13 protein-coding genes are annotated in these 17,471 nt (G+C 48.6%); 5 read left to right on the forward strand and 8 right to left on the reverse strand.

What is annotated here, in order from left to right; translation table 11 throughout:
* Positions 1 to 92 precede the first annotated feature (92 nt).
* The 5 genes from HQN60_RS08865 to HQN60_RS08885 form a co-directional block, all read right to left on the reverse strand.
* Positions 93 to 827 carry an SPOR domain-containing protein gene (locus tag HQN60_RS08865; RefSeq protein WP_173533308.1) on the reverse strand — a complete coding sequence of 245 codons (735 nt, stop codon included), beginning with the start codon at positions 825 to 827 and terminating at the stop codon, positions 93 to 95.
* Positions 824 to 1,570: a type III pantothenate kinase gene (locus HQN60_RS08870; protein WP_173533309.1), complete on the reverse strand. Its 747-nt coding sequence runs from the start codon at positions 1,568 to 1,570 to the stop codon at positions 824 to 826. Before HQN60_RS08870 ends, HQN60_RS08865 begins: the two co-directional genes overlap by 4 nt.
* Positions 1,567 to 2,541 carry a biotin--[acetyl-CoA-carboxylase] ligase gene (locus tag HQN60_RS08875; RefSeq protein WP_173533310.1) on the reverse strand — a complete coding sequence of 325 codons (975 nt, stop codon included), beginning with the start codon at positions 2,539 to 2,541 and terminating at the stop codon, positions 1,567 to 1,569. Before HQN60_RS08875 ends, HQN60_RS08870 begins: the two co-directional genes overlap by 4 nt.
* Positions 2,542 to 2,678: 137 nt before the next feature.
* A complete protein-coding gene (hslV, locus tag HQN60_RS08880; protein WP_173533311.1) occupies positions 2,679 to 3,251 on the reverse strand; it encodes an ATP-dependent protease subunit HslV in 573 nt (190 codons plus the stop codon).
* 73 nt (positions 3,252 to 3,324) lie between these two features.
* The gene (locus tag HQN60_RS08885; RefSeq protein WP_173533312.1) at positions 3,325 to 4,551 is read right to left on the reverse strand and encodes an STAS domain-containing protein; all 1,227 of its coding nucleotides are present in this window, start codon (positions 4,549 to 4,551) and stop codon (positions 3,325 to 3,327) included.
* Positions 4,552 to 4,707: 156 nt separating this feature from the next.
* Here HQN60_RS08885 and HQN60_RS08890 point away from each other — a divergent pair, with 156 nt between their 5' ends.
* The 4 genes from HQN60_RS08890 to HQN60_RS08905 all read left to right on the forward strand — a co-directional run bounded on the left by HQN60_RS08890 (position 4,708) and on the right by HQN60_RS08905 (position 11,012).
* Complete coding sequence (locus tag HQN60_RS08890) at positions 4,708 to 8,280, forward strand: DUF748 domain-containing protein (RefSeq protein WP_173533313.1); 3,573 nt, start codon at positions 4,708 to 4,710, stop codon at positions 8,278 to 8,280.
* A gap of 104 nt (positions 8,281 to 8,384) precedes the next feature.
* A complete protein-coding gene (locus HQN60_RS08895) occupies positions 8,385 to 9,062 on the forward strand; it encodes a 4'-phosphopantetheinyl transferase family protein (protein WP_217390077.1) in 678 nt (225 codons plus the stop codon).
* A gap of 474 nt (positions 9,063 to 9,536) precedes the next feature.
* Complete coding sequence (locus HQN60_RS08900; protein ID WP_173533314.1) at positions 9,537 to 10,301, forward strand: class I SAM-dependent methyltransferase; 765 nt, start codon at positions 9,537 to 9,539, stop codon at positions 10,299 to 10,301.
* 135 nt (positions 10,302 to 10,436) lie between these two features.
* Positions 10,437 to 11,012, forward strand: coding sequence for a hypothetical protein (locus tag HQN60_RS08905; RefSeq protein WP_173533315.1), 576 nt, complete (start codon positions 10,437 to 10,439; stop codon positions 11,010 to 11,012).
* Positions 11,013 to 11,238: 226 nt separating this feature from the next.
* On the opposite strand, the gene HQN60_RS08910 is transcribed toward HQN60_RS08905, so the two are convergent.
* Positions 11,239 to 12,159 (reverse strand): LysR family transcriptional regulator, encoded by a 921-nt coding sequence (locus tag HQN60_RS08910; RefSeq protein ID WP_173533316.1) that lies wholly within the window; start codon positions 12,157 to 12,159, stop codon positions 11,239 to 11,241.
* 96 nt (positions 12,160 to 12,255) lie between these two features.
* Between HQN60_RS08910 and metE the strand changes: the two genes are divergently transcribed.
* Positions 12,256 to 14,619, forward strand: coding sequence for a 5-methyltetrahydropteroyltriglutamate--homocysteine S-methyltransferase (gene metE, locus HQN60_RS08915; RefSeq protein WP_173533317.1), 2,364 nt, complete (start codon positions 12,256 to 12,258; stop codon positions 14,617 to 14,619).
* A gap of 219 nt (positions 14,620 to 14,838) precedes the next feature.
* On the opposite strand, the gene HQN60_RS08920 is transcribed toward metE, so the two are convergent.
* Positions 14,839 to 16,008: an FAD-dependent monooxygenase gene (locus tag HQN60_RS08920; protein ID WP_173533318.1), complete on the reverse strand. Its 1,170-nt coding sequence runs from the start codon at positions 16,006 to 16,008 to the stop codon at positions 14,839 to 14,841.
* Positions 16,009 to 16,137: 129 nt separating this feature from the next.
* Positions 16,138 to 17,445: a Xaa-Pro aminopeptidase gene (pepP, locus tag HQN60_RS08925; protein WP_173533319.1), complete on the reverse strand. Its 1,308-nt coding sequence runs from the start codon at positions 17,443 to 17,445 to the stop codon at positions 16,138 to 16,140.
* Positions 17,446 to 17,471: the final 26 nt, after the last annotated feature.

Here is a 17,471-nt window from a genome sequence, read left to right on the forward strand (position 1 = left end):
CCTAAAAGTTTATGCCTTTTTATTTTAATGTTTGCATTACAGTGTTCTGTTTATGGCCTCAAAGGCGAGTCATCAAACTTTTGCATGAACACTTATTTGCATTTGTTTTCGCGTAATACCGAACCACTAAATTGCGCGCTGAGTTTAGCCAATTTATCGCTTTGCTGCGAATTGAGGTTTTTAAAGCTAAAGCTCGCTTGTTTTAGGGTATCGTCTTTTTCGCGTACCACGGCCGATTTAACGCCAAGGGCTTTGAGCTCAGCCAAATGGCGCTCGCCCGCTTCTCGATTGCTAAATACGCCCAGTGAAATCGAATTTTGCCAACGACCGCCATTGTTGACGACAAAATAATCCGTGACGCCCATTTCGGCCAGTTGTGCGGCTTTTTGTTTGGCGATTTCTAATGTGGCCAGCGGCGGCATATACACCCAAACCTTGCTCGATTCGCCACTGGCGGTTTCGCTGGCAATTAAGCTGAGGTTTTGAATTTTAGTACGGGCACTGTCGATTTGATCGCCAGTAATGCCGGCCCAGCGCCAGCAACGACCTATCTCGGCCACCGGCGTTGGCGTGGGTTTGCTGGTTGGCTTCGCCGTCGCAGTCGCAGTTGCAGTCGCAGTCGCAGTCGCCAGCGGTGCGCTTGCTGGCACAGGCTCACTGGCCATGTTAACCGCAGTGACTTGGCCTAATTGCCCGGTGACCACTTTCACCGCGCTGGCGTTTTTTTCGCGCTGACTGAGCTCAATGGAAGACGGTGGCGTTTCGAGTTGAGAAAAACCATAGACCGCTAAATTGGCAATAACGAGTGTAATAAACAGCCATTTCATGGGTGTAATGTTCCTGCGTCTGCAGTGAGTAAAGCGGCTAAACCGTCGAGCACCAGATTATCCACCGCAATCGCCTTGGCGTTAAGTAAAGGTTGTAAATAGGCGGCATCACCACCGAAAACAATCACTTGCTCGATAGGATGACCATGAGCGATTGCGGCGCTGAGTGCTTGCTCGATGGAGCCGATGATGGCCCGCACACAGCCGGTTTCGATGGCGTCGAGTGTTGATTGGGGAAAGGCTTGCAGCGTACCGCTGGCGTGCGGCAAGCGGGCGGTGGCTTGATGCAGCGCCGATTTCATCAGCCCAAGCCCCGGGGCGATGCTGCCGCCTAAATAATCGCCATTGGCCAGAAGGGTGTCGATGACAATGGCGGTGCCTGCCGAAATAACCAAGAGGTTTTGCTGTGGAAAGTGCTGGCGAGCGCCTAAAATGGCCGCCCAGCGATCAGGACCTTGCTCATTAAGTTGTGGATAGTGATTCACAATCCCTAGCGCCTGACGAGTGACTTGCAGCCATTGTGGTCGCACTTGCCAGTGTTGGCTAAAGAGTTGATCGATTTGTTGTTGTAAATCAGCAGCGCCCACCGCGCAGCCTAAAATTTGCGCGCCAGCGGGTAAATTGGCGCACTGTTGCCAAAGCTCGCTGCTGGTATGGGCAACGCCGCTGCAGCCAGATGGGCTATGTCGCCATTTGATTCGGCTATTGCCTAAATCGAGTAATAAAAAGGCGGTTTGCTTCATGCTGTAGCCCGCCTTAAGCTCACATCGCCGGTATGAATCAAGCATTCACCATCGGGGGTATTTAACCGTAGTGAACCATCAGCACTCAGCCCAGCAAAATACCCGGTCTTTATTTGCCCATTCGGGGCGATAGCATTGAGTAATTCAGTGGGCCAGGCATGAAGTGCTTCCCATTGCGAACGGATAGACGAAAAGCCGCTTTGGGCAAATTGGCTGAGCGTTGTTTCTAATTGATTCATTAATCTAGCCAGTAATTCATTACGCCCGCAATTTAAGCCTGCCGGTACTAAGCTCGCAGCGACTTGATCGAGTTGGTTTTGCGCTTGGGCGGGTAGGGCGATATTGAGCCCGATCCCGATGACGACGTGCGAAGGGCCAAGGGCATCGCCTTGCATTTCAATTAAAATACCGCCCACTTTGGCCCATTGTTGGCGATCAAGTTGCAGTAATAAATCATTCGGCCATTTCAGCCCGATTGCAGTGACGCCCGCTTGGCGCAGCACGCTGGCCACCGCAACGCCAACGGCCAGTGGTAAGCCGGCCAATTGCGCCGAGCCGCCATCAAAGCGCCACGCTAAAGAAAATAACAGACTGCCACCGAGCACGCCCATCCACGGGCGACCTAAACGCCCTCGGCCGCCGTCTTGCCATTCGGTGACGAGTAATTTGCCGTGCTGTGGATCAAGCAATAATTGTCGATTAGTTGAACCTAGGGTATTACTCACCACCACATTGGCGATACTGCCTTGCTGTAAATACCCCTGTATCAGGCTTTGGTCTAGCCAATCAATCGGCTGCTCTAGGCGGTAGCCGACTCCGTGGCGACGGATGAGGTTAACGCCGTAGGCTTCGGCTTTGGCTAGCCCCAGTGAGACACTCGCACGGGAAATAGCCAAGCGCTGGGCAATCTCGGCACCTGAGGTGAAATCGTGCGCATTAAGCTCGCGCAGAAGGCTGATGGTATCGTGCATGGGGCGATTTTACTGCAGATTGGCGCAAGCGTGCGCGCAGATCCATGTGGTATGCGCGCAAGTTACGTGATTGAGTTCAACATTGCATCGATGGCGGTTGGATTTGCCGCCATGGGCAAACCCAACCTGAGTCGAGCTTAGTTCGTCGGCGCTGCAATCTTGGCCGGTTCACTGCCACCCATGGTTTCAATGGTGTGATTTTGATTGGTATAGATACAGATATTACCGGCAATCTCGAGGGCTTTTTTCACCACCACTTCGGGGGATAAATCGGTGTTTTGCAATAATGCGGTCGCCGCTGCTTGCGCAAATGCGCCACCGGAACCAATGGCAGCAATGCCTTCTTCGGGCTCAAGCACATCACCATTACCGGTAATGACCAAAGTGGCCGTTGGGTCAGCCACAATCAGCATGGCTTCGAGTCGACGTAGCATCCGATCGGTACGCCAGTCTTTCGCCAGCTCAACCGCAGCGCGGGTTAAATGGCCCTGGTGTTTTTCTAATTTGGCTTCAAAGCGTTCAAACAACGTAAAGGCGTCCGCCGTGCCACCGGCAAAGCCGACAATCACTTGGTCGTGATACAGCTTGCGCACCTTTCTGGCTGTGCCCTTAATGACGACATTGCCCAAAGTGACTTGGCCATCGCCGCCAACGGCCACGTGTTTGCCACGACGTACTGAGACGATTGTTGTGCCGTCAAATTGTTCCATGCTGAACTCCTGTTTTGAAATAAATTTGGGTTCTAGATGGCATCAGTTGCATGAAAAGCAAGCCAGCTTGGGATTATTTGCGTCTTTCCATTTGCAACATGTCAGCAATGCCCATCACCCGTAGTAAACCCAGCACCAATTCATTAATGTTGATAATGCGAATTTGTTTGCCTTGCTGTAACCACGTCATCGCCAAATTGAGGATTTGTCCGGCAGATTCAAAATCAATCCGATCAATTCGCGAAAAATCCAGCGTGGTAACGGATTGATCGCTGACCAGATCGGCAATTTTTTGGATCAACTGCGGTTGTTCGGCAGTGATAATGCCGATGAGTTGGGCTTCTTGATCGGCTTCACTGGCCAGTTCAGCGCGCGCTTTAGCTTCATCTAAGGCAATTTGTTGGCTGTCTTTTGGCGCTTGCGCAATATCCCAAGAAGGCGGCGACACCTCATAGGTAATTGCATAATCAACCGCTAAATTTTCAAACGCTTCTTGTTGACCTAAAATCTGATGTATTTCGATCAACAGCAGCCAAAATGGGGCTTCTGCAGGTATACGTCGACCCACTTCAATTTTATTACTAATTAGCGTGATTAAATTTTGTGCGCCAATCAATTGCAACTGACCTTGCTCTTTATTACGCCGTGGTAAAACCGCAACTAATTCAGCCGCACCCAGTGCATCGATTTTTTGCACCTTACTAAAATCGACGCGAATATTCGGGTTTTTTTTACGTAAGGCCAAAAATTGCTTGGCTTCTTTTTCTATGGTTTCAATCCCGAGTTTGGCTGGGAAGCCATAGTAAGCCGAAGTGCTGGCAACTTGCGGTTGATGCTGGCTATGCTGCCGCCAAATGGGCGGCGTCTTTTCAAAAGTCATCACAAATTCAAGCGCCAAAGCATCAAAGGCTTCGCGATTGTCTTGTTGTTGGTACAATTCAAACAGCATTAACCACGGTTCAAGCCGACGTTGACCGATAAATTCTGGGCGATCCGCCTCTAAAATGCTGATTGCTGCTGAAAGTTGACTGTTAGCGTGTAGCATGGCAGCCTGTTCTTCGGCTGCTGATAAACTATCGTGATTTGTTTGGACTTCAATTTTTAATAGCGATAAATCGTATTGCTGAGTCTCATGTTGTGGCGGCTCAGTAGGCTCTGTAGCGAGGGGAATGATGGTTTCCGGACCAAATGGGCGAGATTGTGTTGCGATGCCTTCTCGGCTTGCCGCTACCGTGATGGGGGCAGTCTGCGTTAAAACTTCATTACCGTCTTGATCTTTTTTACGAAAAAACGAAAACACTGCTGATATCCTGTTGGTGAAATCACTCAAAGCGCTTAGATTTTACTGCTAATATTCATTAGGCAGTATAGGTGAACGAATGATGCGCAGCCTAGGGTCTTATTTACAAGCAAAATATTCGCTAATTCTTTGTGACTATCTCATTTAAATCTATATATGCTTAAATCATTTTTTCAGCGTCAGCGCTGGTTTCGTTTTGCAGTATATGTACTGGCCAGTATTTTATTATTGGGCGCATTGGTGCATTGGGCATTACCACCGCTGCTGCGGCCGTGGCTAGAAAAAGAAGCCAGCCAAATATTACACCGCCCAGTTACAATTGGTGAATTGGCGATTAATCCTTATTCACTGCAATTTGATTTAAGTGATGTTGCTGTGCGTGACCAATATGGTCCATTTGTGAGCTTTAAATCTTTGCAAGTGAATGCCGAATGGCGCTCAATCTGGCGAATGGCGCCCGTGGTGCGCAGCATTACTTTAGACACGCCGAAAGTAACACTCATTCGTCTGGCTGCCGATCGTTATAATTTTTCTGATTTAATCCCCAAAAAATCCCAAACGACTAAAAGCAATGAGCCGCTGCCACGATTCTCGCTGAATAATATTCGCATTATTGGTGGCGATATTCACTTAGATGATCGGGTGATTGGCGAAAATCAAACACTCGATCAGCTCAATTTTTCATTGCCATTTTTATCGACATTACCACAAAGAATTAACGAATATATTCAGCCACAACTGTCTGCTCGATTTAATGGCCGTCCCTTTGAATTAAAAGGAGAAAGTAAACCGTTTGAAGATAGTTTAGATACCTTACTAAAATTTAAAATCAATCAGCAAGACCTGACCCCATTTTTGGCTTATGCGCCATTTCCTCAGGGGATTGCGGTGCCATCGGCGGTATTAAGTGCCGATGTCGAGATGGTGTTTCGCCAGCAAAAAGATCGTGCCGATTTATTATTTAATGGTCATTTACAGCTGAATCAAGCCGCGATTACGCAAAACAGCCAGTCTTTTATTGCGCTCGACCAGCTAAAGGTTGAGCTGAAAAATATTAAACCCCTGCTGGCAGAATATCGTTTTGGTTTGATTGATGTACGTGGTTTGGATGTGCAATTGTCGCGCAATCAGGCTGCCGTTTTTAATTGGCAAACGTTAGTCCCTGAAAACACGGCTAATGCAAAAGCGGCGGCAGAGCCCACAGAAAAAAAATCGACTTTATTGGCGTTTAATGAGTTAAAAGTCAGTGATAGTCAGCTGCATTGGCTTGATCAAGCGGTCAACCCTAAAGTAGAGACTGCATTGCAAGCGATTGATTTGAATATTAAAAATTATTCAAATCAAAACCAAAGCCCATTTTCTGTGCAATTGAGCGCGAAAACGCAGCAAGCGGCGAGTTTGGCCGCAGAATTGCAAGTGACAGCCTCGCCGCTTAAATTATCCGGAAAAATAAACGCTTCACAGATTCAAATTGCTGATTATGCCGGCTATTACCAAGCTCAATTACCCGCACAATTAGCCGCCACAGTTGGTTTTGCCACCGAACTCGAGCTGCAGGCAGATCCAATGCAATATGCATTAAAAAATCTGCAGCTGGATATTGATCGCTTTACTTTAACCGCTGCGAAAGCCAAAAAACCCGCCTTAACCATTGCGCAATTGCAGTTGACTGAAGCCAGTATCGACTCAGCCACTAAAGCCGTTAAAGTGGGCAATCTACTCAGCAAAAATGGGTATTTAAACGTTTTACAGCAAAAAGATGGTGAACTTAATCTTTTGCAATTGCTGCCTGAATCCAAAGGTAAAAAACCAGCGCAAGCTAAACAGACGCCTGAATGGTCTGTTTTATTGCAATCCGGACAATGGCAAGATTGGAAGGTTGAATATATTGATCAGCGCATTGCCAATAGTAAACCGCTGGTTTGGAAAAATATTGCGTTGAATTTAAACAATGTCGATAGCCGGCCAAATAGTCGATCCACCCTGAATTTGCAGGCCCAAGGTGGGCGCAGCGCTAAAATAAAAGTAGCCGGTTCATGGGTGCCACAACCATTTTCAGCGAATTTAGATTTAGATTTAGCCAATTTTGATGCTGCGTATGGCCAGCCGTATTTTAATCAATACGTTAATATTTCTTTAGCGCGTGGCTTTTTAAACGCTAAAGGTAATTTACGTTTGGCTGTAGAGCCCAAACTATCGGCATCTTATACTGGTAATTTGAGCGCAAATAATGTGTATGCGCTGGATAAAATAACTGGCAATGACTTTTTGAAATGGAAAAGTTTTTATATTGGTGGCATCAAAGCGCAGTTATCACCGCTGAATATTGATATCAATGAAATCGCTTTGAGTGACTTTTATTCGCGCTTGATTTTGTCTGCCGATGGTCGCCTAAATTTACAAGACGTGATGGTGAAAGATGCTGGCGAAGTCTCTGTGACCACCGAGCGTACCACTGAGCGCAGCGCTGCGACCGCCAGCGCGCCCATCGAGGCCGAAAAAACCTTAGCAGAAAGTAGCGGACTAGATATTCCGATTAAAATCAACAAAGTAACGCTGAATAATGGGCAAATTCAATATACCGATTTATTTATTAAACCGAATTTTTCTGCCAATTTAACGCAAATGGGTGGGGTTATTGGTGGTTTGTCGAGTAATGAAAACGATAGAGCTACGTTGAATTTGCGCGGTAGTATGGATTATGTGGCGCCGGTTGAGATTCAAGGTAGTTTGAATCCTTTGTCTAAAACATTATTTATTGATTTGAAAGGTGGCGTTAAAGGTTATGAATTAACCAATGCATCGGCATTTGCCATTAAGTACGCCGGATATGGCATCGAAAAAGGCAAAATGTCGATGGATGTATCGTATTTGATTGAAAACCAAAAATTAACCGCCAGTAATAAAATATTTTTAGATCAATTGACTTTAGGGCCTGCCGTTGAAAGTGCGACAGCAACTAAATTGCCGGTTAAATTTGTGCTGTCTTTACTCACCAATCGCAAAGGGCAAATTAATTTGAACTTGCCGATTCAAGGTTCACTCAATGATCCGCAGTTTAGTTTGGGTGGCATTATTTGGCAGGCGATTGTGAATGTGGTTGAAAAAGTGGTGACTTCACCCTTTGATGCATTATCAGATGCCTTTAGCGATGGCCCGAGTTTATCGCATATTGATTTTGCTTCGGGTAGTGCACAGCTCAATGAGCAGGCGCAATTGGTGGTGAACAATTTATCGCAAGCATTATTAGATAGACCGAGTTTAAATCTAGATATCATTGGTTGGGCTAGCCTAGAGAGTGATACGGCCGGTTTGCGGCTACAAGATTTAAATAAAAAAATGCGGGCAATTAAAGCCGCTGAGCTCGGGGAAAAATCGGAATCGATAGAGTCTGATTCCGATATCGTGATTGCTGCCACTGAGCGTGATGCACTGCTCACGCAAGTGTATAAAAACGAAAAATTCCCTAAGCCAAAAAATGTACTCGGGCTCAATAAATCACTACCACCAGCTGAAATGGAGAAACTCATTTTAGCCAATACAGTGATTAGCAATGAGCAATTGCAAGCTTTGGCCATGCGCCGCGCGCAGCAGGTAAAAACCGCATTACAAGCGGCAGGGGTGGATAGTGCGCGATTATTTATTGCTCAAGCCAAAATTAATGCCACTCAAAGCGATTTGGCTGCCGATCAGGGCTCATTATCTAGAGTGCAATTTAAACTTAAATAACTTTAAGGTTGCTGGTGATTACAGCGGATTATTCAGCCAATATTTTGCTGGAAAATCCGCTAGTTGCCATGCTGATGGCTCTGTTTAAGTTTGGGATTTAAGCTGTGTTAAGTTCATATTTTCAATTTCAGTCTATCGATCCAGAGGCTGATTTTTCGAGCACTATTGATCAATTGAATGCGTTGCAATTGGCGCGTTTATCGCAAATACAAAATCAGGCCCGCCGTGGCCAATTTTTATCCGCCCGCGCTTTAGCCCAGCAGTTATTGCACAAAAATCACCGCCAATTGGCGTTAAGCCAAGACGATAAAGGCCGTCCTGTGGCGGAAGATTGGCCATTTTTGACCGGATTATCTTGGAGTCATGGGCAAAATTTTTGCGCGGCGGCCTTGGGGCAGGGGCGGGTTGGCGTTGATTTAGAAACCATACGCGCTCGTCGGCAATGCTTGGCGATTGCCGAGCAATATTTCGACCCACGCGAAACCGCGTGGCTGGCCGCGTTGAGTGATGCAGCGCAGTTGCGCGCTTTTTATACCCTGTGGGTGGCCAAAGAAGCCTTGCTCAAAGCCTTGGGGCTGGGCCTTGTTGGCGGTTTAGCGCGCTTTGTCTTGTTGCTCGAGCAAGGCCAATGGACTTGCCATAGCCCCGATGCACATCCGTGGTATTTGCAAGTGTGGGAGGTGAAACCCAATGTTTTATTGGCCTTAGCCAGCGATACGCCACAAGATTGGCAGCAGCTAAATCCAGCGGAAGATTGGAAGTTATTGCTTGAGATTGCTTAGGGGCAGTTGACGTTGGGTTTGCTAGGCGAGTTTGTGCAAAGTCTGACTTGATTTATCCACTCAAACGGATCGACTTTCGCAAGTACGCTGACCAATCTCGCCACCAGCAAACTAGGGCTAATGCTCGGTTGGAACGACTGGGGAATAAGCCGCTGTAGGCTCTGGGTAGAAGGTTTTTGTAGGTTGGTCCTGAGCTTGCGCAGCCCAACAATCGCGGTAAACGTTGGGCTGCATTTCATTTAGCCCAACCTGCGCACTTTGAGCATTATCACGCGCCTAGCGAAGTTAGCTTAAGTTACTTAACAATATGGGCCTTGGTGTTATTGTTTTTAGGCTTAGCTTTGCAAATTAAATATCAGCAGAGGCTAATGACGGCATGATCAAAGTTGATGATATATGTTGCTAGAGAAATAATTGATTTTATAGATAGTAACCAAAACCCTAAAGGTTTTAATAACATGAGAAATAAATTTTATGGATAAAGATTCAGATATAAAAACCCTCAACACCTACCTCAGCCTTTGTACAGAGGTTTACGAATTAAGCAAGCCAAACCCACCGGAAGATGCATATGCTTTTTATCGTGACTATGCCATGAGAGCGAACGGTCCTATTTTAGAGCCGATGTGTGGTACAGGCCGATTTTTACTGCCCTTACTTGAAGAAGGCTTCAATGTGCATGGCTTTGACGCCAGCGACCATATGCTTAAAGTCTTGCATGCTAAAGCCAAAACTAAAAATCTTGATGCTACGGTATGGAAAGGCTTTGTTGAAGATTTAAAACTTCCAGAAAAATACAATTTGATTTTTATTCCTAGTGGGTCTTTTTGTTTAATTATTGATCCTGCAGCAGTGAAATCAGCACTTAAAACACTTCATCATCATCTAAGCGATGATGGTGTTTTATTGTTTGAAGGTGAAACTCTTAAAGCTGTGCCACCACTTGATGTATGGCGTGGCTCTGTATGGTACAAACCCAATGGTCAGATGATCATGCTAAGTTCATTAGCCACCATGAAGGACAATGTTTGCAATTCGATCGACAAATACGAACTAATCCACAACAACAGCATTATTCATACAGAAATTGAAGAATTGAAAGTCAGAATTTACGATCAGCATGAGTTAACTGAAATTCTCAAAAGTTGTGGATTTAAAGTTCGTGTAATAAAGGCTTTTGATGGCTCAGCTACCCCAGACGAAAATGATGAGAGCGTTGTCTATGAATGCAGAAAATAAGGCAAATATTGGGACAGCACGGTAGGTTGGCGCTGAGCTTGCGAAGCCCAACAATCACGGTAAACGTTGGGCTGCATTTCATTTAGCCCAACTTACGCACTGATCAATAACAGCTTCAATTAACAAGGAAAGCTGATGACGGGACAATCGTATTCGGCCATAAATTATCCGCCACTGTTGAAACATATTTTAGACGGTAAAGAATATGGTTCGATATTGAACAGTAAAAACTTTACGAAGCATCAACTCGCATGGCGAAATTTATTTAGAGAGCTACTAAATTGCCCACCAGAAAATCTCGAGATGGCCAAAACTTTCCATACAAACTGGCACATATCACATCACTACATCCGAGAGCTAATAGGCAATGACGATCTATTGATTGACGTGCTATGGGTTTGGCTTCCCCCCTACAAAGATCGTTCTCCAATAACGCTATACCGTGGTGAAAACATTCATAGGTTCGATAACAACAAGATCGGGACAGCATGGAGCAGCAGGGAAGAAATTGCCCGCATGTTTGGTAGGGGCTTGAACGCAATTCATAGCGGCGGCACACTTCTTAAGACCACTGCCCCAGCATCTTCAATTATTGCAGCCCCTTCAAAACACTCAGTCTACTTAGGCGAATACGAATTCACCCTTGATACACGCAAACTAGGTGAAATAATACGAGTTGAAAATTTTTGCCAACTTACGTTTTCAGCATGAGTGCGTAGTTTGGGCTAAATGAAATGCAGCCCAACGTTTACCGCGATTGTTGGGCTTAGCAAGCCTCACCGCTTACGGCGCAATACTGTAGGGTGCTGAAAGCTACGCGAATCGCGCCGTTGTGATGTTTATTTACGGTAATTCGGCGCAATTCGCTGCGCTCATTGTCGCCCTACGGCAGATTTGACTCGGTGTACATCCGCAGTTTATCGCAGCTTAAAGCAGCTTAAAGCAGACTCACGCCAGGCAAGGTTTGCACACTTACGCTGCGCATAATTTCCACAAAATCAGCTAAATACACGCTATGACTACGCTCGCTGGGCATGGCGGCATAGAGTTCTGACGTCAGCCCTTGCTGGGTAATCGGTTTGGCGACGACATAACCGCGCTCTAAATAATGTTGCACACTCCAGCGCGGCAAGGCCGCAATGCCGCGGCGGCTAGCGACCAATTGCAGCATTGCCACGGTGAGTTCAGTTGGGCGGCGTTTGGGGTTGATGCCTGCCGGTTTGAGTACTTTTCGCAGTAAATCGAGCATTTCATCGGGCACGGGATAAGTAATCAGCGTTTCATTGGCAAAATCTTCGGCGTCTAAATACGGTTTATTGGCCAGCGCATGATCGCTTGCCAGTAGCGCCACCATGTCGTAGCTAAAGAGCGGCAAATGGCTTAAGCCAACTTGCGGCTCGACTTCCGACACAATCGCCAAATCGGCGCGATCTTCAAATAACAGCTGTACCGGATCGGCATGAAAGCCCGAGACGATATCGAGCTCAACCTCAGGCCAATGTTGGCGAAATTGGTCCATCGCCGGCATTAACCAATCAAAACAGGTGTGGCATTCGACCGCGATGCGCAATTGCCCAGCTTGCCCTTCGCGTAAACGGGCAATATCGCGCTCGGTGCTGGCAATGGTTGGCAACACCGTTTGTGCTAATAAAGCCAGTTTTTCACCGGCGGCGGTGAGTTTAAGTGGCGTTGATTTACGCGCAAATAGCGGCAGGCCGTAATGGTCTTCAAGTAAACGCACTTGGTGCGATAAAGCCGATTGGGTTAAATGCAGCCGCTCAGCAGCGCGCGTTAAGCTGCCGCTGTCTTGAATTGCAAGAATGGTTTTGAGGTGACGCAATTCGAGGAGTGACTGCATTAGTATTTCTCATGGCTGGTGTGAAAATAATGAGCTGTAATCATAATCAGCTGCGCCGTATGATGCAAATACTATTCATAGAAAGAGGTGTTTGTGATGACTACGACTCATACTGCTAAGGCGCATATTTTAGGATTTCCGCGTATTGGGGCACAGCGCGAATTGAAATTTGCGCTAGAAAAATTTTGGCGCGACGAAATCTCTGAAGCCGAATTAGTCAAAGTCGGCCAGACCTTGCGTCGCCGTCATTGGGCTTGGCAAAGCGAAGCCGATCTCGATTGGGTCAGCGTGGGCGATTTTGCTTGGTACGATCAGATTTTAAGTACCGCGGCTTTATTGGGCTGCTTGCCCGAGCGCTTTGCTTTTGATGCCAAGCGCCTGAGTTTAAGCCAGTATTTTGCTTTGGCTCGCGGCAACGCCGAGCAGCCGGCACTAGAAATGACCAAGTATTTTGATACCAATTACCATTATTTGGTGCCTGAGCTCTCAAGCGAGAGCACCTTTGATGGCGGTGTTGAATGGTTTTTTCATGAAATTGAAGACGCGCAAACCCAAGGCCACGCAGTGAAAGCGGTGTTGCCCGGCCCCTTGACCTTTTTGTGGTTAGCCAAAGCGAAAGACGGGTATAACAAGCTAGACCTTTTGCCTAAATTGCTAGCGCGCTATACCGCCATTATTGAAAAGCTATCGGCCAAAGGCGTGCGCTTATTACAGCTCGATGAGCCGATTTTAGCTTTAGAGCTGCCGTTAGAATGGCAGGCAGCATTTGCGCCAACGTATCAAATGCTGGCTGGCAAAGGCACGCAAATTTTATTGGCGACGTATTTCGATTCGGTTGAGTCGCATGCGCAATTGCTGGCGGATTTACCGGTGGCTGGCGTGCATTTGGATTTGGTGCGCGCACCGGCGCAATTGGCGGCGTTTACGGCGATTTGGCCCAAAAATAAAGTGCTGTCTTTGGGGGTGATTGATGGCCGCAATATTTGGGCCAGCGATTTAAATCAGGTATTGGCCGCTATTGCTGAGCCAGCAAAGGCGCTAGGCGGATACCTCTGGTTGGCGCCATCATGCTCCTTGCTGCATTGCCCAGTCGATTTAGAACAAGAAACCCAGCTCGATGCCGAATTAAAATCATGGCTAGCGTTTGCCAAGCAAAAATTAGCCGAGCTTAAAGTGCTCAAAAAAGCCATTAATGGCAGCGATGTGGCCGATATTTTAGCGCTGAATGCATTTTCACAAGCCGCGCGCCGCGCCTCGACGCGGATTCATAATCCGGCGGTTGCTGAGCGTTTGGCCAATTTACCGCCGCAATTTGATCAACGCCACGCGCCATTTGCTGAGCGCCAATCGGCGCAGCAACAGCGCTTTCATTTACCGCCATTACCCACCACCACCATTGGTTCTTTCCCACAAACCAGCCAGATTCGTGCCGCTCGCGCTGCGTTTAAACAAGGCAAGTTAAGCGCTGCCGATTATGAATTGGCGATGCAGGCCGAAATCGCTTTGGCAGTGCAAAAACAAGACGCGCTGGGCATTGATGTGTTGGTGCATGGTGAAGCCGAGCGCAATGATATGGTTGAATATTTTGGTGAACAATTGGCCGGCTTTGCCTTTACGCAATTGGCGTGGGTGCAAAGCTACGGTAGCCGCTGCGTGAAACCGCCGATTTTGTTTGGTGACGTGAGCCGCCCGCAAGCAATGACCGTAGCGTGGTCGACTTACGCGCAAAGCCTGACTGACAAACCGATGAAGGGCATGTTGACCGGGCCGGTGACGATTTTGCAATGGTCGTTTGTGCGCGATGATCAGCCACGCGCCTTAACGTGCCAACAAATTGCCTTGGCGATTCGCGATGAAGTGCAAGACCTAGAAGCGGCTGGCATTGGAATGATCCAAATTGACGAGCCGGCGTTCCGCGAAGGTTTGCCGCTAAAAAAATCCCAATGGGCCAGTTATTTGGCTTGGGCTGGTCAAGCGTTTCGCGTGTCGGCTTCCGGCGTGGGCAATGCCACGCAAATTCACACCCATATGTGCTATTCGGAATTTAACGATATTTTGCCGGAGATCGCGGCGATGGATGCCGATGTGATTACCATCGAAACCAGCCGCTCCGACATGAAGCTACTCGAGGCATTTGGCAGCTTTCAGTATCCAAATGAAATTGGCCCGGGGGTTTACGATATTCACAGCCCACGCGTGGCGTCAGTCAATGAAATGCTGCGTTTAATCGCCAAAGCGCTAGAAGTGGTGCCGGCAGAACGCTTATGGATTAACCCTGACTGCGGTTTAAAAACACGCGGCTGGCCAGAGACTGAGGCAGCATTAAATAATATGCTACTGGCGACGCAGCAAGCGCGAGCGGCAATTGCGGCCGGGCAAACCTTGGTGTTTGACGCTTCATCAACCGGCGCAGCGGCGCAGGGCGCTTGTGCTTGTCATGGTACGGCAGAGGTAGGTTGATCCAGTCTCATTGGCCTGATGCTGAGGTTGCGAGCAAAAATCTACCGTTTGGGCAGTCATGCGGTTCACTTAGAAAAACGCTTTGACGCAGAGACGCTGAGACGCAGAGAAAAGCAAATTCAGAATTTAAACCGATAGCATTACGGTGATTAAAGCTGTGATTTGCTCTGCGCCTCTGCGTCGGCTTGTTTCAGTCCCGTTTGCGCGGTGGATTTTTGCTTAGCGCGCGCCGTATACCATGCGCTCGGCAAAACCACGGCGCAGCCACGCGCATTGGTCCATGGCCAATAAGCCTAAACTGCGCGCATGTTTGAGCGGCAAGGATGAAGAATCAAATAGCGTAATCAATTGATCGGTGACGACAGTCACCAGACCCGCATCGCGCGAACGCAACTTGGCGTAGCGCGCCAAACTGGCCGCTTCGCCCAGTTCTCGCGCTGGCGTGGCGGCCAATACGTCGGCAAGCGTGGTGGCATCACGTAAACCTAAATTTAAGCCTTGCCCAGCAACCGGATGCAGCGTTTGCGCGGCATTGCCAATCAGTACCACGCGCTGGCCGACCACCGAATTGACGGTTTTTAATGCCAGCGGCCAGCTAGCGCGGCCGGTCACCGCAGCAAATCCAGCGACACGGTCGGCAAAACGTTGTTCGACTTCGGCAATAAAATCGGCATCAGATAGCGTTAAACGCGCAGCCGCTTGTTCCGGTGTTTGCGTCCACACTAAGGTGTAGTCATTACCGGTAGGGAGTAATGCCAGCGGGCCATCATCGGCAAAGCGCTCAAAGGCAATACCCTTGTGCGGCTGCTTGGGTGTCAGTGTGGCAAGCACCGCATGCTGCTCGTAGGATTTAATCGTTTGGCGAATTTCCGGCAGTTGATTAAGTAACTGCCCACCATCGGCCAAGATCACCAAGCGGCAGGATATTTTTTGCTCACCGCTGGGGGTAGCTAAAGTCAGTTGCGCAAAGCGCGCCAAGCGCTGAATGTGGGTGACTTTGCTGGCGAGCGCCAAACGAGCGGGGCCAGTGCTGAGTTGATCGAGCGCGTATTGCGCCAGATTTTGGTATTTCACCACGCTGCCGAGCATCGGCAAGTCCAGCTCATCGGCATTGAGCACGGTACGACCTAAAGTCCCCGCTTGCGAAACGTGCACTTGGGTAATCGGCGTTGCGGCAAGTGAGTCGGCCCACAGCTGGCTGGCGGCCAAACTTTGTTGGCTGGCATAGGCAATCGCTAAGGCGCGTGGATCATTGCCAATCGATGATTTGGCTTCAACCAATAGCGCATCATGCCCGCTGGCGTAAAGGCGCTGAGCGAGTAAGGCACCCACTGGGCCGCCGCCAACGATGACTATGTCAACGTGCGGTGGAAGTTTGCTGATCAGCATGAGATTCCTAAAGCGGTTTTGTGGCTCTTTTTTACCGCGAAAAATAGAAAGCAGTGGTGGTAAACAGCATGGATTGCCGCAGCAGACCAGCCTAAGTGCTTGAGCTAACGCTTAGGCTGGCTGTGCGGTTTATTTTGCCATGATCTCTTCAATGTCGGCGATGGTTTTGGGGCAGGCTGCGGTGAGATTTTCATAACCGTCAGCAGTCACCAGTACATCGTCTTCGATACGAATGCCGATGTTTTCGAACTCTTTCGGTACATTGGCGGCGGGGCGAATATAAAAGCCCGGTTCAACCGTTAGCACCATGCCCGCTGCTAGTTTGCGCCATTCACCATCGATTTTATACGCGCCACAATCGTGTACGTCCAAGCCCATCCAGTGGCCAGTGCGGTGCATATAAAATTGCTTATAGCTTTCTGTTTCAAGGACTTCATCGAGCGAGCCCTTGAGCAAATTCAAGTCGAGCATGCCTTGCGCCAGCACGCGGGTGGCGGCGTCATGCGGTGCATTCCAAGTGCTGCCCGCGTAAATCGTTGCCAAGGCGGCTTCTTGCGCGGCGAGGGTGATTTCGTACACGGCGCGTTGTGCTGGCGTGAATGTACCGTTGACTGGGAAAGTGCGGGTGATGTCGCTGGCGTAGCCGGCCACTTCGCAACCGGCGTCGATCAGCAATAAATCGCCGTCATTCATGCGGGCATTGTTTTCGCCGTAATGCAGTACACAGCTATTGGCGCCGCTGGCGACGATGCTGTTATATGCCGGAGAGCGGCTGCCTTGGCGATAATAATCGTGCAAGATTTCGGCTTCGACTTGATATTCCATTTGCCCAGGCTTGGCAAATTGCATGGCACGTATATGCGCCTGAGTGTTTATTTTAGCTGCTTGGCGCAAGATACCTACTTCATAAGCATCTTTGATTAAGCGCATTTCATCCAGCGTAGCGCGTACATCAAGCATCATTGTCGGCGCGCTGACACCAGTGCGCGCGAGGCCACGCACATCGCTCAACCAGCGATTGATACGGCGATCCCAGCGCATTTCTTTGGCCAGTGGGTAATAGATGCGCGGCTGATTTTGGATGAGTTTTGCCATCCGCATATCCAGCTCTTCGATGGGGTAGGCGGCATCAAAACCGAACTGCTCGGCAGCGGCGGCTGGGCCAAAGCGGTAACCATCCCAGATTTCGCGCTCAATGTCTTTGGCGCGGCAGAACAGGATATTTTGCACTTGATCTTTACTGATGACTTGCACCAAAACTGCATCGGGCTCAGTAAAGCCAGTTAAATAGTAAAAGCCTGAATCAAAGCGAAATGGGTAATGGCTGTCGGCATTGCGAAGAATTTCTTGGCTGCTCGGTACGATGACAATGCCGGGTTCTAAACGAGCGGCGAGGTTGGCGCGGCGGGTAGTGCAAGCGTTAATCAATGCAGACATACAAACTCCGAGTGAAGCCTTCAGGG

The organism is Deefgea piscis, from assembly GCF_013284055.1.
GTDB lineage: Bacteria > Pseudomonadota > Gammaproteobacteria > Burkholderiales > Chitinibacteraceae > Deefgea > Deefgea piscis.